At 43.3% G+C, this 21,971-nt stretch carries 21 protein-coding genes and 1 other RNA gene; 9 read left to right on the top strand and 13 right to left on the bottom strand.

Annotation, left to right across the window (positions count from 1 at the left end; all coding sequences use genetic code 11):
* The first annotated feature begins 19 nt into the window (after positions 1 to 19).
* Positions 20 to 1,588: a membrane-bound lytic murein transglycosylase MltF gene (gene mltF, locus AB4493_RS12910; protein ID WP_136978965.1), complete on the top strand. Its 1,569-nt coding sequence runs from the start codon at positions 20 to 22 to the stop codon at positions 1,586 to 1,588.
* A gap of 316 nt (positions 1,589 to 1,904) precedes the next feature.
* Entirely contained in the window at positions 1,905 to 2,036 is a 132-nt protein-coding gene (locus AB4493_RS12915) for a hypothetical protein (protein WP_017059878.1), read from the top strand.
* Between the two features lie 61 nt (positions 2,037 to 2,097).
* Here AB4493_RS12915 and tadA read toward each other — a convergent pair whose 3' ends face one another.
* From tadA to AB4493_RS12950, 7 genes are all read right to left on the bottom strand, one after another.
* Positions 2,098 to 2,703 (bottom strand): tRNA adenosine(34) deaminase TadA, encoded by a 606-nt coding sequence (gene tadA, locus AB4493_RS12920; protein WP_372155109.1) that lies wholly within the window; start codon positions 2,701 to 2,703, stop codon positions 2,098 to 2,100.
* Positions 2,704 to 2,788: 85 nt separating this feature from the next.
* On the bottom strand, positions 2,789 to 4,078 hold the full coding sequence (locus AB4493_RS12925; RefSeq protein ID WP_017059876.1) for a hemolysin family protein: 1,290 nt from the start codon (positions 4,076 to 4,078) through the stop codon (positions 2,789 to 2,791).
* Between the two features lie 214 nt (positions 4,079 to 4,292).
* Positions 4,293 to 5,855 (bottom strand): AbgT family transporter, encoded by a 1,563-nt coding sequence (locus AB4493_RS12930; RefSeq protein ID WP_372155111.1) that lies wholly within the window; start codon positions 5,853 to 5,855, stop codon positions 4,293 to 4,295.
* 271 nt (positions 5,856 to 6,126) lie between these two features.
* The gene (locus tag AB4493_RS12935; protein WP_102385574.1) at positions 6,127 to 6,537 is read right to left on the bottom strand and encodes a prepilin-type N-terminal cleavage/methylation domain-containing protein; all 411 of its coding nucleotides are present in this window, start codon (positions 6,535 to 6,537) and stop codon (positions 6,127 to 6,129) included.
* Positions 6,527 to 7,822: a hypothetical protein gene (locus tag AB4493_RS12940; protein ID WP_010438941.1), complete on the bottom strand. Its 1,296-nt coding sequence runs from the start codon at positions 7,820 to 7,822 to the stop codon at positions 6,527 to 6,529. The genes AB4493_RS12935 and AB4493_RS12940 overlap by 11 nt, the downstream gene beginning before the upstream one ends.
* On the bottom strand, positions 7,819 to 8,421 hold the full coding sequence (locus AB4493_RS12945) for a PilW family protein (RefSeq protein WP_372155113.1): 603 nt from the start codon (positions 8,419 to 8,421) through the stop codon (positions 7,819 to 7,821). Before AB4493_RS12945 ends, AB4493_RS12940 begins: the two co-directional genes overlap by 4 nt.
* Positions 8,399 to 8,899, bottom strand: coding sequence for a GspH/FimT family pseudopilin (locus tag AB4493_RS12950; RefSeq protein WP_102402141.1), 501 nt, complete (start codon positions 8,897 to 8,899; stop codon positions 8,399 to 8,401). Before AB4493_RS12950 ends, AB4493_RS12945 begins: the two co-directional genes overlap by 23 nt.
* Positions 8,900 to 9,001: 102 nt before the next feature.
* On the opposite strand from AB4493_RS12950, the gene AB4493_RS12955 reads away from it, so the two are divergent.
* Entirely contained in the window at positions 9,002 to 9,433 is a 432-nt protein-coding gene (locus AB4493_RS12955) for a type IV pilin protein (protein ID WP_010438935.1), read from the top strand.
* Positions 9,434 to 9,562: 129 nt separating this feature from the next.
* On the opposite strand, the gene dnaJ is transcribed toward AB4493_RS12955, so the two are convergent.
* The 4 genes from dnaJ to grpE form a co-directional block, all read right to left on the bottom strand.
* The gene (gene dnaJ, locus AB4493_RS12960; protein ID WP_017059869.1) at positions 9,563 to 10,711 is read right to left on the bottom strand and encodes a molecular chaperone DnaJ; all 1,149 of its coding nucleotides are present in this window, start codon (positions 10,709 to 10,711) and stop codon (positions 9,563 to 9,565) included.
* A 284-nt stretch (positions 10,712 to 10,995) separates the two neighbouring features.
* Positions 10,996 to 12,909 (bottom strand): molecular chaperone DnaK, encoded by a 1,914-nt coding sequence (gene dnaK / locus AB4493_RS12965; RefSeq protein ID WP_017059868.1) that lies wholly within the window; start codon positions 12,907 to 12,909, stop codon positions 10,996 to 10,998.
* Positions 12,910 to 13,382: 473 nt separating this feature from the next.
* On the bottom strand, positions 13,383 to 14,657 hold the full coding sequence (locus AB4493_RS12970) for a dicarboxylate/amino acid:cation symporter (RefSeq protein WP_102333754.1): 1,275 nt from the start codon (positions 14,655 to 14,657) through the stop codon (positions 13,383 to 13,385).
* Between the two features lie 388 nt (positions 14,658 to 15,045).
* Positions 15,046 to 15,627 (bottom strand): nucleotide exchange factor GrpE, encoded by a 582-nt coding sequence (grpE, locus tag AB4493_RS12975; protein WP_017069543.1) that lies wholly within the window; start codon positions 15,625 to 15,627, stop codon positions 15,046 to 15,048.
* A gap of 143 nt (positions 15,628 to 15,770) precedes the next feature.
* Between grpE and nadK the strand changes: the two genes are divergently transcribed.
* From nadK to bamE, 3 genes are all read left to right on the top strand, one after another.
* On the top strand, positions 15,771 to 16,655 hold the full coding sequence (nadK, locus tag AB4493_RS12980) for an NAD(+) kinase (protein ID WP_017066747.1): 885 nt from the start codon (positions 15,771 to 15,773) through the stop codon (positions 16,653 to 16,655).
* Positions 16,656 to 16,947: 292 nt separating this feature from the next.
* Positions 16,948 to 18,612 (top strand): DNA repair protein RecN, encoded by a 1,665-nt coding sequence (gene recN, locus AB4493_RS12985; protein WP_017059862.1) that lies wholly within the window; start codon positions 16,948 to 16,950, stop codon positions 18,610 to 18,612.
* A 167-nt stretch (positions 18,613 to 18,779) separates the two neighbouring features.
* Positions 18,780 to 19,139 (top strand): outer membrane protein assembly factor BamE, encoded by a 360-nt coding sequence (gene bamE / locus AB4493_RS12990; protein WP_010438918.1) that lies wholly within the window; start codon positions 18,780 to 18,782, stop codon positions 19,137 to 19,139.
* A 171-nt stretch (positions 19,140 to 19,310) separates the two neighbouring features.
* Here bamE and AB4493_RS12995 read toward each other — a convergent pair whose 3' ends face one another.
* Positions 19,311 to 19,619, bottom strand: a complete 309-nt coding sequence (locus tag AB4493_RS12995; RefSeq protein ID WP_016796754.1) for an RnfH family protein — start codon at positions 19,617 to 19,619, stop codon at positions 19,311 to 19,313.
* A 3-nt stretch (positions 19,620 to 19,622) separates the two neighbouring features.
* Positions 19,623 to 20,051: an SRPBCC family protein gene (locus AB4493_RS13000; RefSeq protein ID WP_017106599.1), complete on the bottom strand. Its 429-nt coding sequence runs from the start codon at positions 20,049 to 20,051 to the stop codon at positions 19,623 to 19,625.
* Between the two features lie 119 nt (positions 20,052 to 20,170).
* Between AB4493_RS13000 and smpB the strand changes: the two genes are divergently transcribed.
* The 3 genes from smpB to AB4493_RS13015 all read left to right on the top strand — a co-directional run.
* Complete coding sequence (gene smpB, locus AB4493_RS13005; protein ID WP_004735156.1) at positions 20,171 to 20,656, top strand: SsrA-binding protein SmpB; 486 nt, start codon at positions 20,171 to 20,173, stop codon at positions 20,654 to 20,656.
* A gap of 66 nt (positions 20,657 to 20,722) precedes the next feature.
* Positions 20,723 to 21,089, top strand: a transfer-messenger RNA (tmRNA) gene (gene ssrA, locus AB4493_RS13010).
* Between the two features lie 84 nt (positions 21,090 to 21,173).
* A partial coding sequence (locus AB4493_RS13015; RefSeq protein ID WP_372155115.1) for a DUF6538 domain-containing protein occupies positions 21,174 to 21,971 on the top strand: 798 nt, incomplete at its 3' end.

Raw genomic sequence — 21,971 nt, forward strand, 5'->3', positions numbered from 1 at the left:
TTTTCGAGATTTCATTTTGATGCCTAAATTTACGCTCATCTTTTCGTCTAAGTTCCTTCTGCTCGCCATCGCCCTATTTGGGTTGGCTGGATGCCAGATTGAATCTGAACCTAAAAGTGTCCTTGAGCAGATACGAGATCGTGGCGTTCTTCGTGTCGGCACCCTAAATAACCAACTCTCTTATTACATCGGTCCTGATGGTCCTGCTGGCTTGGATTACGAATTAGCTCGTGAATTTGCGCAGGAGCTTGGTGTAAAGCTTGAGGTTAAACCCGCTTACCGTTTGTCTGGCTTGTTCCCTGCACTGCAGAAAGGCGAAATCGATCTTATCGCGACCGGCTTAACGCAAAACAACAAACTGACACGCGCTTACCGCGCCGCGCCTGCTTATTACTATGTAAGCCAACAGGTCGTGTACAAAAAGGGCCAATGGCGCCCAAGAAACCTTGAGCAATTGATCAATTTTGAGAATGAGCGTCAGGCTGAGTTTGTAAAAGCACAAGCTGAATCAGAAGCTGCGGTATCAAGCGAGACGCTGACGCCCTCTTTGGTTGTGGTGAAAGACTCGCACTTTGAACCAACACTCAAACTGCTGCAGAAAACGCACGATGACTTCATCTATGACGCGGTTGGCAATGCAGACATCAATGACCTGCTAAAAGAAGTATCAACAGGCGAACGTTTATTCACAGTGGCCGACTCTATCGAGCTATCACTGGCGCAACGTTTGTACCCAGATGTTGCCTTGGCATTTGAGCTGACAGAAGACCAACCTATCTCTTGGTACCTAAATAGATCGGAAGATGAAAGCCTGTATGCTTTGCTGATTGAGTTCTTCGGTAACCTAAAACAGTCTGGTGAACTGGCTTCACTAGAAGAGAAATACATCGGCCACATCGGCACTTTTGACTACGTTGATACTCGTGCCTTTATCCGCGCACTGGACAGCAAGTTGCCAAAATGGTCGCCGCTATTTCAAAGGTACTCTCAAGAATTTGATTGGCGCTTGATTGCCGCTTTGGCCTACCAAGAATCACACTGGAACCCTGTTGCGCGCTCACCAACGGGTGTTCGTGGCATGATGATGTTGACACTGCCCACCGCGAAGAGTGTTGGGGTAACCAACCGTCTCGACCCGAACCAGTCGGTACAAGGCGGTGTTGAGTACCTGCGTCGTATCGTGAACCGAGTACCAGATTCAATCACTCAACACGAAAAGATCTGGTTTGCACTTGCTTCATACAATGTCGGTTACGGGCACATGATGGACGCGCGTCGCCTCACGAAGGCACAAGGAGGAGATCCTGATGCTTGGGGCGATGTGAAAGACAGATTGCCTCTGTTAAGACAGAAGAAGTACTACAGCCAAACTCGATATGGGTATGCGCGTGGTGATGAAGCGAGAAACTACGTTGAAAACATTCGCCGTTATTACCAAAGCATTATTGGCCATGTAAATAAGCGCAATAAAGAACAAGAAGCGACCCTTGAAGGTTTGGTGGTGATCCCACCTTTAGAAACCTCAGGTGCTGAATCGAGTATCAGCGCAGCTCAGTCGACAGTAAGCAGTTCTGAGCCTTCACAGTAAAACCCAAAAGAGCAATGCCATCTAGCATTGCTCTTTTTTATTGTCTTTTTTCGACTCTTCTTTCGTCACTAAGGGATAAGGGAAGCAGGCAAGAAAATGATGATGAGATCTAGAGTGTCATATTGCAGTAACAATCGAACCTTATAACGGCACACCACAATCAAGATTATGCTCTGTTGCACTGCAATGCTGGCTTTAGACTAGAACTGCTCTTCTATTTAAGCCAAGCGTGCGACAGGCCAAACAAACGAATAACACTATAATTAAATCGTTAGTCCAAACTAAAAAGTCAGACGACAAATAGGAAATCATTGAAATGATGAAGAAACTGAAATCGAAACGCCTTGATAAGACCGTTGCTGCAAACCGTCGTAAGCGTATGCTTTCAAATAATAAGAAGAAGATCATTTGGCGCAATCGCGCTTTCATGCAGATGATTGCTGAGTAAATGTAGTTACTCAGTCAGTTTGCTTGGCACTCTTGCGATAGAGAGTGCCGAAAGTACGCTGCTATTTCTTATTGCCAGCCTTCATCTCTGCTTCTAAACGCTGCTCTTCCAACAGACGTTCTTGCTTTCGCTTCTCTTTTATCTCTTTTCTACGACGCTTGAAAAACGCTTGTAATTGCTCACGGCACTCTTCCTCTAACAAACCATGTTCAACGTCGGCATAGTGGTATGAGGCTTGGCTTTCAAACAAGTTCAATACTGTACCTGCAGCGCCCGCTTTTAAGTCTGGAGCACCAAACACAATGCGCTTTACTCGGCTGTGTAGCAACGCGCCTGCGCACATTGGGCAAGGCTCTAGCGTGACATATAAAGTGGTATCGAGTAGCCGATAGTTTTCTAAGGTTTGACCGGCTTTACGCAAGGTTTCAATTTCTGCGTGTGCCGTTGCATCGTGGCTGCCAATCGAACGGTTCCATCCTTCAGAGATAATCTGCCCATCTTTCACTAATACCGCACCCACTGGAACCTCTCCCTCGCTCTCTGCTTGCTTAGCTACCTCAATGGCGCGTCGCATGAAGATTTCATCTTGAAGGGTGAATTGATGGTCTGACAAAGGGAACTCCAGAAAACAAAGGATAAAAACGAAAATAGGTATGCGGTGAAGCATACCTAATCTTCGTGATAATGAACAATAAAGAGGTTAAGACAACAAGAGACAATGAACCATTGCCGCTTGTTGGTTGGTCGAACTGTTAGCTATTAGCGTCTTCTGTGTCACCGGCTATTGGCGTCGCTTTGATGCTCACAATACGGTTATTCTCAACAGAGATAATTTCAAACTGCCACTGCTGGTATTGAACAACTTCGCCTGCATCCGGTAAGCGCCCTATTAACCATGTCACAAGGCCATTCAGCGTTTGGAAGCTCTCGCTTTCGCCCTCAAAATCCGATAGCTCTAAACGGTTTTTCAGTTCACTGATAGGAATCAATCCATCCACCAACAAACCGTCTTCCACTTGCTCGGTCCAAAGATCGTTCGGATTATTCGATAGCTCGCCAGCAATCGCCTCAAGAATATCGTAATGAGTCACAAGACCTTGAACATCGCCATACTCGTCGACAATGAATGCCATCTCGGTGCCCGACTCTTTAAAGTAGCCAAGTAGACGCAGAGCTTTCATCGATTCTGGAACATAGATCGGCGAGCGAGACAGCCCCATGATCACTTGAATGCTTAGATTGCCCGCCTGATTCAGCAAGGCTTTGGCTGACACTGTACCCACCACTTTATTGAGGTGATCTTGGCACAATGGAAACACACTGTGTTTTGATGAACGCAGTTTCTTTAATATCTGCTCAACGGGTTGGTCGACATCCAGAAAGTCGATGTCTCGACGCGGAGTCATCAATGAGCTCACAAGACGATCATCAAGCTGCAAGATATTACGAATCATCTCTTGTTCGCCGCGTTCAATCACACCCGATTCTGAGCCCTCTTTCACAAGTGCATGGATATCATCTTCGGTAACGCTATCTTCTTCACCGCCTCGGCCCATCAACTTAAGAATACCTTCCGTTGAAGCCGACAACGCAAACACAAACGGCGTCGCGATTTTAGATAACCAGAAGATTGGCAGCGCGACTAACACAGCAATGTTTTCAGCTTGAGACTGAGCAAAACGCTTTGGTACCAACTCACCGACAACGATAGCGAAATAAGTAATACCTACCACCACAACCGCAGTAGACAAGATGTTCGCTTGTGTTGGGTCTAGTCCCCACAGTTCAAGTTGAACGGCTAGTGGAGCCGATAGCGTCGCCTCACCCACAATCCCGCTGAGTAGGCCGATTACCGTGATACCGATTTGGATTGTAGAGAGGAAGCGGGTTGGGTTTTCTTTGAGATCAAGAGCAACCTGAGCGGAGCGGTGTTTTTCGGCTAAGCGTTTCAGCCGACTATTTTTTGCTGCTACCAATGCAATCTCAGACATGGCAAACAGACCATTTAAAACAATTAACCCTACTAAAAGCAGAATTTTCATGTGGCTTGGATTTCCTAAATTTACCGGCCAACAATTAGCCGTAATCCGGAGTATAAGCTGAGTGCCTTTATTTTGAATATAAAAAGTTTTGGATATAGAAAGTTTTGGATATAAAAACCTTGGATATAAAAAACGGAAAAAATAGCGAAAAAAAGCCCGCACATTTCGGTGCGGGCTTAGCAATGAATAAAGCTTAGTTTTGCTTAGTTCAATCTTACATTGTGTAAGTGTAAGGTGCTTGGATACCTAGTGGGATACCAAGAGCCCAGTAAGCTAGCAAGAAGATAGACCAACCGATTAACATCGCAATCGAGAATGGCATCATTAGAGAAGCTAGAGTACCGATACCTGTCGACTTAACGTAGCGCTGACAGTAAACAACAACCAGTGGGAAGAACACCATTAGTGGAGAGATGATGTTAGACACTGAGTCACCTACACGGTAAGCCGCTTGAGATAGCTCAGGAGAGATACCCACAACCATTAGCATTGGAACTAGGATAGGACCAATCAGTGCCCACTTAGCTGAAGCAGAACCAACAAGAAGGTTAACTGCAGCCGTTAGTAGAATCATACCAACAACCGTTGCTTCACCTGGAAGGTCCATCGCTTTCAAGCCTTCAGCACCGTAAAGTGCCAGCATAGTACCGATGTTTGATTGAGCGAATGCAGATAGGAACTGAGCACAGAAGAACGACATTACAATGTATGCGCCCATCGTTGCCATCGTCTCAGACATTGCTTTGATAACATCATTACTATTCTTGAATGTACCCGCTACACGGCCGTAGACGATACCCGGAATAATAAACAGGATGAAGATCAGAGGAACGATAGACTTCATTACTGGTGCTGAGAACGCCGTTAATTCGCCTTCAGGTGAACGAAGTGCTGAGTTTTCAGGCATTAGAGCCGCGATAAGCAGACCAATACCGGCAACCATTGCCCAACCAGCGAATTTGAATGCTTTAGATTCAATGTCTGTGAACGTACCTAGATCAGGTGCTTGTTCTGCATCTTCATCTACAGGCGTATTAGCAAGACGAGGCTCGATAATTTTCTCTGTAACGTACCAACCAATTGCCACAATTAGAATTGAAGACAAACCAGTAAAGAAGATGTTCGCTAGAGGGTTGATCACATATGCAGGGTCAAGAACGTTTGCCGCTGTTTGAGTGAAACCAGCTAGTAGCGGATCAATACCTGAAGGGATAAAGTTCGCTGAGAAACCACCTGATACACCAGCAAACGCTGCTGCAATACCCGCTAGAGGGTGACGACCCGCAGCGTGGAAGATGATACCGCCAAGAGGGATTACTAGAACGTAACCTGCATCAGCTGCTGTGTGAGACACGATAGCAACCAAGATTAGCATCGGCGTTAGTAGCTTAGCTGGCGTGAAGTTAAGCATCTTCTTAAGGCCAGTCGTAATGAAGCCTGAAGAGTCTGCAACGCCAACACCTAGCATAGCAACAAGTACGATGCCTAGAGGTGCGAAGCCTGTGAACGTGGTAACCATATTCGCTAGGAAGCTAGCAAGCGCTTCACCAGTTAGTAGGTTGTTTACTTCAAGAGCAGCACCCGTTTGAGGGTTGATTAAGTCGAATGAAAGATTCGATAAAAGTGCAGATGCTACCCATACAATAACTAGAGCCCAGAAGAACAGGATTGCTGGATCTGGAATTTTGTTGCCGGCGCGTTCAATGAAGTTTAGAAAGCGGTCCATACCACTGATCTTCTCAGTCGATGGTGCTTTTTTTACGGCTTGGTTACTCATTGTAACTCCATATGTGATGTTGTTTTGTTTAGGCCTAATATAAGTTTTGACCACGGCCTATTGGTACAGCACATATTCTATTAAAGTCGTTGTTAAAAAGCACAAGATTCCACCTAATTTTCCATAAATGGAGACATATTTTGCAAAAATACCATACAACAGCAACAATATAAAAACACAAAACATACCATTCCATATACAGAGTTTTAACTGGCACATAAAGAATGTCCGAGAAGAGCAAACTATCACGACATTGAAGTTATAAACCCAATCAATCGAACTCGCTGTATTTAGAAATCATGGTATGTAATTCGATCGCTTGATTATTACCAAACCGGTCTTCCCATGAGCTTGTTATCTGAACGGTCTTCAGCGCTCCGGATAAACTGTTCGTCACTGTCCAATCAAGTTGATATTTAAAATGCGAGTGATCCATGCCATCAACAATATCCGTAGCAAAATCCGCAGGCGTTATACTCGATAAAGCGGCAGATGCGCCTCGAGTTCTAAACCATTCCAGCTTATTTTCAGCCAAATTCAAAGCTTCTACACTATGAATAGCAAAGTCAGACTTTTGCTCAACATATGTTTGTAACTTAATTAGCCCTAGCGAACCGACTCCGATCAATAAAAATGAAATGAGTACTTCAATTAGGCTAAAACCTTTTTGCTTATAAATCATTCCATGAACCTTTTTGCCATCTTGGCTTAGGTGAAAATTCGAACTCATCAATAACATCTGAATTGAATGAAAAATTCAGAGAGTTATTAAATAGCGCCATTTGCCCTTCTGTATCAAAAAATTGTCCCCCCGTGAAACTGAATGCGCCAGCTTGCGCATAAGTTGCATGGTATGGCGTAAGAGTACTTGAAGAACCATACATAGTATTAATTAGGTCACTAAATACTGAATTTACAAAAGGTTTCACTTCCGTCATCGAGTCCCATTGAGAAGGAGTGGGAGAGTAAGTATTATTAAAATGAAAAAATACACCGCTAATATCGCCAGAACCAGTGACCCCAAAAACACCGTCATGAACAAGTAAAAACAAATCGGTTCCCGGGTGTGCAGCCTGTAAATTTACAATATTCGTCACATCAACTGGCGCTAGTTGGCAAGAGCCATCAATCCAAACTTTATTGGGCTGTCCATTCACTATTGAATCAGAAAATTGGCTATAGCAATCAACACTACTAGAAGGCATTGAAACTTTAATAAATTCGTTATCTACATCATCACGAACCTCTTGCCACTTACTTTTATCGACTCCGAAAAAATCTTTAAAAGGGTCGATAGTGTCATCTCGCTGAATATCTAACCCAACATTATGAGAACTTATCACTCCAAAGGAGTTCTCCCATATCCCTGATTTAACAGCTGTCGATGTCTTATGAGAAGGCTTACAATCCTTAGTGGGATCATGCCCGGCTCCTGGAGATTCAATAGAACTACTTACGCCATGATTGGTAATACCAGTCGCAATAAACCTATATTTAACCACTGCCCCGATACACTCATAAGCTTCAGCAGCCGAGTCAAATTCACCAGGGTCTGGTGGTGAAAAAAGTGCTGAGCCAAAAGAAATAACATCAGAAGTCGACTTCATAGCTCCATAACCAACTGAAGATGAAAAGATTATTTTTTTATTAACACTGCTATGACCAACTTGAGAAAGCAAAATTTCAGGGTTTGTAAAGTCAGCATTTAAGGAAGAAAAACTATACGAGTTACAAACTGTCGCTAAATTATTGGGTATTGATTGCAATTTTTGATTAACAATATATGTAAACCCACACTCTAGACCTCCCTCTGCTTCCCAATGTTGCTTGCGCGCTTCTACTTCATTCTGAGATCTTTTTATTTGATAAAAAACAGAGCGATAACTACCAAAAGTCAACATTAACGCAGTAACTAGTAATACACTTGTTGTAAGTAAAACAACCGCACCTTGTTGATTTTTATTCATCGCCAATTCCTATTTTTTACAATCACACTTGATGAATAATTAACGGACGTATCTCCTACTAATTCAGCAGAAATCATAATGGTTGTAATACCTGAACTAACCCCTTGAGATTCAATACTTGACTGATTCGCATGAAAATCAACGACTCTAATTTGATTCGGCTCAAAGATAGAAGAGCACCCACTAATCGCCGCTGATACTGTTTTTACGATACTGGAGGGGCTATCACACACCTTGACCAAGCCTGAATCAAATACAAAAGCGACATTTCGAATCTCTGATTGATGAGTGTAAGCATATGCAACCGTTTTTGAATCAGGAGAAATATATAAAGTATCGGTGGAGCCTGATAATTTTAGAGATACACCTGTCCCTCCATCGTAGCCCGCACGCTGGATATCTTCTTTAAAGTATTGAAGAGCTCCTGAAACTTGTTGTAATAGTAATAATTCTTTACTTCTCTCGGATGCGATGTTTTGTCCGGATATAAATACCGACCCCACACTTCCAATAACGACAATTCCAAAAATGGAAGAGATCATAAATTCGACTAATGTTGCACCGAACTGCTGCCTCCTAAGTGCAGATCTGATAACCATAAAAGTCTCCTTCTACACCACAAATTCTCATTCTTCCTGAAGTACGATATGTTATAAGCTTTAAAGGCTTAGAGTTCATATCAAATAAGAGATGGCCATCTTTAGCTTTACCGTTTACTCCACTAAATTTAATTTGTTCAGAACTGTAGTTAACGGTGAAATCTACGTTTCGAAATGAAGCACCTTCCAGTGTAAGAATTGCCGTACCAGTATTCGGAATATCGAATTCGGTCAATTCAATTTTCCAATCACCGGTGTCATTTGAATTACCATTCATTAAGAAATGAGCCCAAAGATCAGTATTTCTCATAACTGCCTCAGATTTTGCCTGCATCATAAAACCATTCAACTCAGTAGCTAACCGTTGCATCTTCACTGTTTCCGAGACAGAACTAAAACTTGGAGCGGCAACAGCCAATAATATAGAGAGCACTGATATGGTTATGAGTAGCTCTAAGAAGGTAAACCCGCGAGACATTTCCCAAATTCCTATGTAAACCGATACGTAACCGTATTTAATCTTGCAAGGATGCTACCACCGAAGAAAAATAGGCTGAATATAGAGAAGGAACTACTCGTGATGATTCGAAAAAATAAATGCAACAACAACAACTTAAGTTGCAAAGGGATGACATTGATCGAACTATTGGTCGCAGTGGCTATTATTGGAGTGCTAACCGCTATCGCCTACCCAAGCTATACCGAACATGTCATTAAATCGCATAGAACAGCAGCATTAGCTGATATGGCAAAAATACAACTCACACTTGAGCAGTCATACAACGGTGTCTATAACTGGGGCAGTATTATTTCAGGAGGGGCTTGTGCTATATGTGAATCACCAAGTGATCGCTATGTATTTTCTGTCGCAAGTTCAAGCAGCATGGCATATACAATAACCGCCACGGCACAGTCAACTAAGGGGCAAAGTGGTGACTCTTGCCTAGGCACTCCCAAAACAATGACGCTCAAATCTTCAGGTGAAGAATCCCCTGTAAATTGCTGGAACTAATAGACGTTAATATCCTTGGTATGAGTAAAGAATGACTAGGCATATACATAGCTGCATTTTTTAACTAAACGAGAAGATCAAAAAAGCCTGCACATAGGCAGGCTTTAAAATTTTCAAACCACGATCTAATTACTTAGTAAGGTCATCGAAGAAGTTTTTAACACCGCTGAAGAAACCTTCAGACTTTGGCTTATGCTTGCTTGCCGCTTCACCACCACAGGTTTCTTCGAATTCACGCAGTAATTCTTTCTGGCGAGCGCTTAGCTTAACTGGAGTCTCAACCACTAGCTTAACGATTAGATCACCCACACCGCCACCACGAACGCCTTTCACGCCCTTGCCACGCATACGGAACATACGGCCCGTTTGTGTCTCTTCTGGTACCTTAAGGTTTACACGACCATCCAGTGTTGGAACTTCAACTTCACCGCCTAGAGCAGCCATAGAGAAGCTTACTGGTACTTCGCAGTAAAGGTTGTTGCCGTCACGTTCGAAGATGTTGTGCTCTTTTACGTGTACTTGTACGTACAGATCGCCAGCTGGAGCGCCTTGCTCTCCCGCTTCGCCTTCGCCTGATAGACGAATACGATCGCCAGTATCAACACCAGCAGGGATCTTAACGTTAAGTGTTTTCGTCTTCTGTTTGCGACCTTGACCATGACATGAGTTACATGGGTCTTTGATGATCTTGCCTTTACCGTTACAAGTAGGACAAGTCTGTTGAACCGCAAAGAAACCTTGGCGCATTTGTACTTGGCCGTGGCCATGACAAGTGCCACACGTTTGTGCAGAAGAACCCGCTTTCGCGCCGCTGCCGTCACAAGTATCACACTCTACAAGTGTTGGTACTTCGATTTCTTTAGAAACACCACGAACCGCTTCTTCTAGAGAAAGTTCCATGTTGTAACGTAGATCTGAACCACGTTGTGCACGCTGTTGACCGCCACCACGACGACCGCCGCCGAAGATGTCGCCAAATACGTCACCGAAGATATCGCCGAAGTCACCTTGGCCACCGCCGCCAAAACCACCGCCGCCGCCCATGCCACCTTGTTCAAAGGCTGCATGACCGTATTGGTCGTAAGCTGCTTTCTTTTGAGAATCGGTTAGGATCTCGTACGCTACTTTTACTTCTTTAAACTTATCTGCTGCGGTCTCATCACCCTGGTTACGGTCCGGGTGGAATTTCATCGCTAAGCGTTTGTACGCTTTTTTAATATCGCGCTCTGATGCATCGCGGCTTACGCCTAATACTTCGTAAAAATCACGTTTTGACATGTTCTAGGTCACCAAAATAATTGCTACTACCGAATGATCACTTCAGTAGTCTGTGTATCAATCTAGATAAAAGTTCTGCCGGCTGAAATGCCGAATAAAGCTATTATCTAGATCGACAAGTCTAAATACAAATTTACGGGCGTGAGAGTTACCTCTGACGCCCGCAATAATAAGTCTTTGAGACAAATTTCTAAGCAGATAGCTTGAGTCCTAAGTGGAAGCGCGGAGCCTACGTTAGTAGGTGGACACTTCCGATAACGAAATCAGGCTACTCTGCGACGAAATTATTTTTTGTCTTCTTTAACTTCTTCAAACTCAGCGTCTACAACATCGTCGTCTTGCTTAGGTTGTTCACCAGCGTCAGCACCAGCTTGTTCAGCTTGAGCTTTCTGTTGAGCAATTTCCATTAGCTTTTGAGCTGCTTGCATCAGTTCTTGAACTTTAGCGTCGATAGCTTCTTTATCGTTACCAGACTTAACTTCTTCTAGTGCAGTGATAGCCGCTTCGATTTTAGCTTTCTCGTCTGCAGGTAGAGCTTCACCAGCTTCTTCTACTTGCTTCTTAGTGCCGTGAATCATTTGGTCAGCTTGGTTACGTGCAGTTACTAGCTCTTCGAACTTTTTGTCCGCTTCTTTGTTAGCTTCTGCTTCTTGTACCATTGCTTCGATCTCTTCCTCAGACAGGCCGCCTGATGCTTGGATAGTGATCTTCTGCTCTTTACCTGTTGCTTTATCTTTAGCAGATACGTTCAGGATACCATCAGCATCTAGGTCGAATGTTACTTCGATTTGTGGCATGCCACGTGGTGCTGGTTGGATACCTTCTAGGTTGAACTGACCAAGAGACTTGTTGTAAGTCGCTTGCTTACGCTCACCTTGAAGAACGTGGATAGTTACTGCGTTTTGGTTGTCTTCAGCTGTAGAGAACACTTGATCCGCTTTAGTAGGGATAGTTGTGTTTTTCTCGATAAGCTTAGTCATCACGCCGCCCATCGTTTCGATACCGAAAGATAGAGGAGTAACGTCTAGTAGTAGAACGTCTTTAACGTCACCAGCTAGTACACCACCTTGAACAGCAGCACCCATTGCAACAGCTTCGTCAGGGTTCACGTCTTTACGTGGCTCTTTACCGAAGAATTCAGTTACTTTAGCTTGAACCATAGGCATACGAGTTTGACCACCAACTAGGATAACGTCAGTGATTTCGCCTACAGATAGGTCAGCATCTGCTAGAGCTACTTTTAGTGGCTCAAGAGAACGTTGAACTAGGTCTTCAACTAGAGACTCAAGCTTCGCACGAGTCACTTTGATGTTCATGTGCTTAGGACCAGTCGCATCAGCAGTAACGTAAGGTAGGTTTACGTCAGTTTGAGTAGTAGAAGAAAGCTCGATTTTCGCTTTTTCTGCTGCTTCTTTAACACGCTGCATTGCTAGTGGATCAGCTTTAAGGTCGATACCTTGCTCTTTCTTGAACTCATCTACTAGGTAGTTGATCATGCGGTTATCGAAATCTTCACCACCAAGGTGAGTGTCACCGTTAGTTGAAAGAACTTCGAAAGTCTTCTCGCCTTCTACTTCATCGATTTCGATGATAGAGATATCGAATGTACCACCACCAAGGTCGTATACAGCGATAGTGCGATCACCACCTTGCTTGTCTAGGCCGTAAGCTAGAGCAGCAGCAGTTGGTTCGTTGATGATACGTTTAACATCTAGACCAGCGATACGGCCAGCATCTTTCGTTGCTTGACGTTGAGCATCGTTGAAGTAAGCAGGAACAGTTACTACTGCGCCAGTTACTTCTTCGCCTAGGAAGTCTTCAGCTGTTTTCTTCATTTTCTTAAGAACTTCAGCAGATACTTGAGGAGCAGCCATTTTTTGGCCTTGCGCTTCAACCCATGCATCACCGTTGTCAGCCTTAACAATGTTGAAAGGCATGATTTCGATATCGCGTTGAACTTCTTCATCTTCAAAACGACGACCGATTAGACGCTTAATTGCGTATAGCGTGTTTTGAGGGTTAGTAACGGCTTGACGTTTCGCAGGTTGACCAACTAGCGTCTCGCCGTCAGTGTATGCGATTACCGATGCTGTTGTGCGTTCGCCTTCAGCATTTTCTAGTACGCGTGGTTTGTCGCCGTCTAAAACAGCAACACAAGAGTTAGTAGTACCTAAATCAATACCAATGATTCGACCCATCAGGCTATCTCCGAAATATAATCTATATTAGTTTTTTGCTATACCCACATATGTGGGGGGCGGTAATCAGGGATTCAACCCTAATACACAAAATTTAAGTGCAAATGTAATTTGCTTTCGTATGCACCATAGATAAGGGCTCACGAAGCCTTTTCAAGGGTGAAAATGGATTTTTTTACATTTATTTTAATAAAAGGAATGATTAGGCACGAATACATATCATTACCGCCTATATAAGTCCCATAACTGGGTTTATTCACCCTCGACTATCCTTTCTTGTAGCAAAGTCTTGTTTCTGTAAACGGGCTCTCAAAGAGGCTCCCTCACACAACAATTAAGGCCGCACTATCGTTTGTTGAGTAAAAGTAGATAAAGTGACCTTCTCACCCAATAAAAAACGGAGCCACTTGGGCTCCGTTTATCTACTCAGGGTTTCAGCTCAGATTAAATCTATAGCGGAAAGAGTCTCTGAATTATGCTTCTGCTTTCTTTAGCTCAGCTTCTTCGTTAGCTTCAACGCCGATTTCGTTTTCAGATTTCGCTACGATAGTGTTAACCGCAGTATCACCAACAACGTTAGAAGAAGTACAGAACATGTCACAGATACGGTCAACAGCAGCAACAATCGCTAGACCTTCTGGTGGCAAACCTAGTTGGTGCAATAGAACACCGACCATAACCACACCACCACCAGGAACACCACCAGCACCGATAGAAAGTAGCAAGATAGTTAGACCTAGAGTAAAGATATCAGCAGTGTTGATTGGCTGACCGAATGCGTTTGCTACGAACATAGTTGCTAGTGCGATGTAGATAGATACACCAGACATGTTCATTGTTGCACCTAGTGGTACACCGAAACCTGCCACTGACTTAGATACGTTTAGTTTGTCCGTCAGAGTACGCATTGTTACTGGAATCGTCGCGTTCGAGCTTGCAGTCGATAGTGAGAAAAGGATTTGCTCACGAGTTGCACGTAGGAACTGCTTTGGAGAAATACCAGTGAATGAACCAACCATCATTGGGTAGAAGAAGAAGATCCAGAACACAAGCATCGCTACAACAAGCGCTACATAGCCAGCAACTGACATTAACGTGTTTGCATCCAGTGTTGCGCCCAGTTGAATCATCAGAGCAAATACACCGTAAGGCGCCAAGCTCATTACTAGGCCGATAAGCTTCATCATGATTTCGTTAGCCATCTTGAATGTCTTGATAGCTGGGCCACCACGAGAATCAAGCGCTTGAATAGCAAGACCTGTCAAAATTGCCATGAAGATGATTTGTAGCATGTCGCCGCTTGCGAACGCTTCTACAGGGTTGCTAGGAACGATGTTAACAACAAGAGAGAAGATGTCTGGTGTTTCAGTTGTTGTAAGCGCAATTGTCTCAGAAACCGTACCCGCAAGGTTCGCACCTGCACCTGGTTGGAAAATAAGACCAATCGTTAGCGCTGCTGAAATCGCGATGATGGTGTTAATAATGTAAAGACCAAAGGTTTTACCACCAAGACGACCAAATGAACGAATATCTTTTAGCTCAACAATACCGCAAACAATAGATACGTAAACAAGAGGAACTACAAGCAATTTGATAAGTGATACGAACATACCACCAGCACCTTCGGCAGCGCCAAGTAGATACGTATCAAAAATAGCAATACCGCTGAATAGGTACTGAATAGCAGTACCAATAAGTAGACCGGCGAACAAGCCTACAAAAATTTTACTTGAGAGCGATTTATCCATCGTTCTTCTCCAGTTTGTTGTGTTTGAAATTTGTACTTTTATAGTTATATATGCGACCAAAATCGCTATATGGCAGTGGATTTTACATACAAAGATAACAATTAAAAGTATTTATTTACAAAAACATCACAAATGTGACATCAAAACATTTACTCAATCACAACAAGTTTCATAACACAAAACTCTAAATCGCTGATCTGAATGAAATAAAAAGAACGACATTCTTAATGCGGTTTTGATGCTTATTTACGTGGACTCTCAAGTTATAGGCACAAAAAAAGAGAGGCCTATACCTCTCTTTTTATTTTACGCAAACCAGTGATTTATTTTGTCGCTGCGACTAACTCAGTCAATGCACCAGTCAATCACTTGGCAACGTAATTCGTCATTACTTAGCAACCATAACCATCGCTGGGCGAACCACACGACCGTTTAGTTCGTAGCCTTTTTGCATCACAAACATAACCGTGTTCGATTCGTGATCTGGGCTTTCTTGGATAGACATCGCTTGGTGGAATTCAGGGTTGAACGCTTCACCTTCAGGGTTGATCTCTTTGAGACCAAACTTAGCAACTGTGTCTACGAACGTTTTGTGCGTTAGCTCAACACCTTCATACAGTGGCTTAACCACTTCGTTTTCAGCGTCTGCCGCTTGCATTGCACGCTCTAGGTTGTCGATTACAGGAAGCAGACCTTCAGCAAACTTGTTCAAAGCGAATTTACGCGCTTTATCAATTTCTTGTTCGCTACGGCGACGCATGTTTTCAACTTCAGCTTTCGCGCGAAGAACAGAATCTTGCTGCTCTTTCACTTTAGATTCGCTAGAAAGCAGTGCAGCTTCCAGTTGAGCGATTTTTGCTTCCTGCTCATCAGCAGCGTCTTCATTCAGTTCAGCTTCTTCAACTTTCTCAGCTTCAGCGATGATCTGATCTAGCTCTGCTTCAGTTACTTTGTTTTCTTCGTTGCTCATGATATCTCCAGAATTCGTTTTCAATGCAAGTGACAGGCGTGTTTGCGCCCCAAATTGATATAAAACACTCGCATAGACGTTCAACTTGCCTTTATTATGGGGATGAAGAATTTTGATTCAAGCCTAATTCGTTTGGAAACGTTATGAAAAAGCCATTTGAAGTCATCGCCATTATCGGTAAACCTCGAGATCAGCAAGCAATTCAGACTCATAGAGAGCTCTATCAGTGGTTAAGTGCTGAGGGTTATCAAGTGTTTGTTGATGACAGACTCGCCACTATTTTGGACGACATCCCAAAAGAACATTTTTCTAGCCTGATTGAATTAGGTAAACGCGCCGATCTCGCTATTGTGGTCGGTGGTGACGGAAATATGCTCGGTGCCGCTAGAATCTTGTCACGTTTCGACATTTCAGTGATTGGTGTTAACCGAGGCAATCTTGGTTTCCTAACCGATCTCAACCCTGAAAACTTCCAGAGTGCGCTTACTGATGTACTCAAAGGCGAGTTCATGGAAGAAGAGCGCTTCTTACTTGAAACGGAAATTCATCGTCACGGCCAGATAAAAAGCCACAATGCAGCCCTTAATGAGGCTGTACTGCACCCCGGCCAAGTTGCTCACATGATCGAGTTCGAAGTATATATCGATGACAGCTTCGCCTTCTCACAGCGCTCTGATGGCTTAATCGTCTCAACACCGACAGGTTCTACCGCCTACTCGCTTTCCGGCGGCGGCCCTATCCTGTCATCAAGCCTAAATGCTATCTCACTCGTGCCAATGTTCCCGCATACCCTTTCAAGCCGCCCATTAGTGGTGGATGGCAAGCGTCGTATTAAGCTTATCGTATCGCCTGATAACCGTGGAACTCAGGAGGTGAGCTGCGATGGTCAAATCTCACTGCCTGTTTCTCCTGGTGATGAGATCCACATTTACCAAAGCCCGAATGTACTTAAGTTGATCCATCCTAAAGACTACAACTACTACCATGTTCTACGTAACAAACTAGGTTGGTCGAGTAAGCTGTTCTAAAAGAATAAACGCTCCAGTGGTAACCGAAAATTTGAAAGGCTGACGACATTCGTCAGCCTTTTTATTGCCAGTAAAAGCCCGTCGGCTCTAGCTTCTCTGCAGTTCCTTATACCTCCACTCCCAAGAGGGAGGAACGACTGAGTTGGGAATCTATAGCGGTTTCAGTGATCTACGAACAACCTCAATTCTGATAACGGTCGCAAAAAATTTTCACCTGTCGACTTTACTGTATAAAGAAACAGTATATACTGAACTTATATACAGTATTGTTCAGTTATACAGGTAAATAAAAATGCTGGCTCATTTAAGTGTTAATAATTTCGCTATTGTTAAGTCTTTACAGCTAGAACTATCTAAAGGCATGACAACAATCACCGGGGAAACTGGTGCGGGTAAATCTATCGCTATCGATGCTTTAGGCTTATGTCTTGGGGGAAGATCCGATGCAGGAATGGTTCGACAAGGTGAAGAAAAAACCGAAGTCAGTGCCGCTTTTTTACTTGAGAACAATCTGCATGCAACCCGCTGGTTAGAAGACAACGAATTGCTTGATGGCAGTGAGTGCATCCTGCGCAGAACCATCTCAAAAGAAGGTCGTTCTCGTGCATTCATCAACGGTAGCCCTGTCCCTCTTTCGCAATTGAAATCACTTGGACAACTGTTGATCAACATCCATGGTCAACACGCGCATCACCAGTTGATGAAAAGCGATTATCAAATGGCCATGCTTGATCAATACGCAGGCCACTTGAACCTATTGAAATCGACACGTAATGCTTACCAAGCATGGCGACAAGCGGATAACCACTTAAAAGAGTTACGTGAGAATAGCCAGCAAAACCAAGCTCAAAAACAACTTCTTGAATACCAAATCAAAGAGTTAAATGAGCTGTCTATTGGGGAGGAAGAATATGAAGACCTCGAACAAGAGCATAAGCGCCTCTCCAATAGCGGAGAACTGGCCACAACCTGTCAGCAAGCTATCGAGCTTATTTATGAAGGCGAAGAAGTTAATGCGCTTGGTATTCTGCAATCGGCCAATAACTCCTTAATTCAGTTAGCTGAGCTAGATGAAAGATTGGCCGAGTTACCGAACTTGCTTTCTGAAGCCATTATTCAGATCGAAGAGACCAACAACGAATTAAGAACCTACCTAGACAGCATTGATGTCGATCCAGGTCGTATGGCTTACGTTGAAGAGCGTTTCTCTAAAGTGATGTCGATGTCTCGTAAACACCACGTGTTACCTGAAGAGCTGTATAAGCACCATCAAGACTTACTACAACAAGTTGAAGCGCTTGATTGCTCTGATGAAAAATTAGAAGAACTGGCAAACGAGGTGGAAAACCAATACCAATCGTTCGTTGCTAAATCAGAGAAGCTTCATAAATCTCGAACTCGTTACGCAAAAGAGCTCAACAAGCTGATCACGCAAAGCATGCACGAACTGAGCATGGAAAAAGCGCAGTTTGCCATTGAAGTGAACAACACCAACACACACCCTTCTCCATTGGGTATGGATAACGTGACCTTCATTGTTTCGACCAACCCAGGCCAACCGATGCAGCCGATTGCGAAAGTGGCCTCTGGTGGTGAGTTATCACGAATCTCATTAGCGATTCAGGTGATCACAGCGCAAAAAGTGGATACACCAAGCCTGATTTTCGATGAAGTCGATGTGGGTATCAGTGGACCAACCGCTGCGGTTGTCGGAAAAATGCTACGTAAGCTGGGCGAATCGACACAAGTTATGTGCGTGACTCACTTACCTCAAGTTGCCGGTTGCGGTCACCAACAACTTTTTGTAGCGAAGAACACGAAATCAGGTAAAACCGAGACTCAAATGCACACGCTTGATGAGCAACAACGCGTTTCAGAGCTTGCTCGACTGCTTGGTGGCAGCCAGATTACCGAATCGACGCTTGCCAATGCAAAAGAGTTATTAATCGCAGCATAGGTTACATATTCAGCAACTTTCTGATAATTTACCGAAAATTCTTGGCAATTTTGCAACTTAATTCAAAATTGCCAGTCATAACAAGCTCAAAGCGCAAGGAGCTTTTTACTTCTTGCTGGAGCTTGTTTATTATCAGGCAGTATTTTAGCGAAGAAAGATCTCAAACTATGCGAATTAAAAAGTGGTTAGTTGCAGTTCCACTTGCACTAACAATGTTGACCGGTTGCTCTCTATTAGAGAAGTTGGTTTATCGAATTGACATCAATCAGGGTAACTATGTTGAACAGGAAGCTGTCGATCAGCTCAAGTTTGGCATGACAAAAACACAAGTTCGTTACGTTATGGGCTCACCTATGCTTATCGAAAATGGCTACCCAGATACGTGGTACTACATTTACCACCACACAAAAGGCCATGAAGACTCGATTCAAAAAAATCTTGTTGTTAACTTTGATGCAACGGGCACCTTAGTGACGATCAATGGTGATTTTGAAGCCAGTGATGAATTCTTCGAAAGCCTTCGCTAGCTTTCAACTAACAAAGCTTTCCAGTCAAAAGCAAGAATCGCAAAAGCCTGCTCATATGAGCAGGCTTTTTAATATCTGCTAACAAATGAGACTGTAGACTGTATTGTCTAACAAACAGATGAAAAAAAGCTCGCTAATGCGAGCTTCTTTATCATTCAAATTTGTTTGGTATTACGATTTAGCCGCCGCTTTCGCTTGTTCAGCACGCTTACGGCGAATTTCTTTTGGATCGGCTAACAGTGCTCGATAAATTTCGATACGATCTTTATCTCGAACGGTTGCATCTAACTTAACGTTGCGGCTGTATACGCCAACTTTATTTTTCGCCAAGTCGATTTCTGGATACAACTCTAAAACACCAGACTGCGCAATAATCTCTTCAACGGTCGCGTTCTTATTTACCACTAAGGTAAATACACGCTGCTCATGTGGAAGCGCAAACACAACTTCTACGTGGATCATATCTGATTCAATAGTCATGGCTTAGTAAACCTGTTTCGCTCGTTGAGTAAAAGCACTGACCATATTGCTTGTCAGTTCATTGAAAATCTTGCCAAATGCCATTTCAATCATTCGACTAGAAAATTCAAACTCTAGCTTAAGTTCAACCTTACAAGCTTGCTCGTCGAGCGGAGTAAAGTACCAACCACCCTGCAGCTTTTTGAACGGGCCGTCCACCAGCTCCATCAAAATCTCAGCACCATCCGCTAAACGGTTCGATGTGGTAAATGTTTTGCTGATACCAGCTTTAGAGACATCAACCGAAGCCACCATAGTTGAATCTGAAGATTCGATCACACGCGAACCAGAACACCCTGGCAAAAACTCATGGTAACGAGCAACATCATTGACCAAGCTGAACATCTGGTCGGCACTAAACGACACTAATGCTGAACGAGTAACCTTTGGCATATAGACTCCTGTTAAAGACAGCGTTACATTAACACAAACTGCAATTTTAATTGTATTGGGCCAGAGCGCAAATAAAAAGGATTCCCCATCTAGGGCGCATTCCGTATAATGAGGCCATTATGGCAAAGAATAAATCAAAATCAAAAGCCGGTAGTAATACCATTGCGCTTAATAAGAAAGCTCGCCACGAATATTTCATCGATGATGAGATAGAAGCGGGGCTTGAGCTACAAGGCTGGGAAGTAAAATCCCTACGTGAAGGCAAAACCAATATCGCAGAAAGCTACGTATACATCCGAGATGGCGAAGCATTCATCAGTGGTATGACGATTACTCCGCTAACTCAAGCGAGTACTCATATCGTGGCGAACCCAACACGTATCCGTAAACTATTAATGTCGAGAAAAGAACTCGACAACCTTATCGGTCGTATTAACCGTGAAGGCATGACGCTTGTCGCAACCGCACTCTACTGGTCTCGCTCTTGGGCGAAGATTAAAGTTGGCGTAGCGAAAGGTAAAAAGCTGCACGATAAACGTACTGATATGAAAGAAAAAGATTGGGCGAGAGATAAAGCACGAATTATGAAGAGTAATTTGCGTTAATTTTAAGCACTTAAACGCACAGTGCTAGACAGGGTAAGCTTTTCTGGTACTATGCAAATAACACTTGGGGCTGATTTAGGATTCGACAGGAATTTTGAAGTCTGAGGTGCATGCCGTGGGGCGGTTGGCCACGTTAAAAGCCGCAAAAAAATAGTCGCAAACGACGAAAACTACGCACTAGCAGCTTAATAACCTGCTCAGAGCTCTCTTACCCTAGCTTCCGCTCGTAAGACGGGGACCAATAAGAGATCAAACCCAAACTAGCTAGCGTGGCTTCTCCCACCTGAGAGGAAAAGCGCGAATTATAATTCAGGTTAGCCTTTAACTAGCGTGTCGGTTCGCAGGTTGCTGGTGAAATTAAAGATCGACTAAGCATGTAGTACCAATGATGAATGATTTTTGGACGCGGGTTCAACTCCCGCCAGCTCCACCAATTATTGATTTATTGTTATAATACAATGAATTACATCTAAAAAGGTTAAGTTTTAATCAGTTTGTACTAGCTTATGGTACTAAAATGAAATACTTAACTCTATCTAAAACAGGCACTTGGTATTTTCGATACCAAGTGCCTTTTTTATATCGGTCACTTTTTGACAATCGCACTGAAATAAAACGTTCACTTAGAACATCAGACAAAAAAGAAGCCACATTACTGTCGCTTAAACTCGAAATGGATATTCGGCAAAGGATTATGAATAGAAGTACCAAACCATTTAACGATAGGGTAGCAAATCAGCTAATCGAAGCTAATGCTAGAGTTGTTAAAATGAAGATTAACAACGCCTTAGAGCCAATGTCATTACATGCAAGAGAGCGTTTAGCATCTCTAATGAATGATATCAAAGCCCTTAAACTGCAAAACAGCTATTCCTCGAAAGAACTGAATACCTTAGTAAGTCTGTCTGAAGATATATTTGATACGTCACGTACTATAGAGCAACAAGTCGCTGCGGAATTGAACCGGATAGAGTATGACTTTTCTAAATCAAGCTTACTTATCCTTCAAACAAAACAAGCGTTAACCAATATATTCTTGATAGCTCAGCAAGCTAGAATATCGATTCTTAAAATGAACATCGATGATTGTCATGATCGAATTTCACAACTAGATAAGATACTTGATGAAGAAAACAACCAAAAAGAAAGGCTAAAGCCTTCCAGTCAGATAACTATAGAACCGACAAAATCACAAAACACTTCACCCTCACCAAAAACTACATTCAAACAACTCCTAGAGCAGTACATTACTGAGCGAAAACTCATAGTTACCCCGTCAACTCTAGAAGCAACAAATAAAAAAGGTTCATCGCGG

Source organism: Vibrio sp. 10N.222.55.A1 (genome assembly GCF_041473835.1).
Lineage (GTDB): Bacteria > Pseudomonadota > Gammaproteobacteria > Enterobacterales > Vibrionaceae > Vibrio > Vibrio crassostreae_C.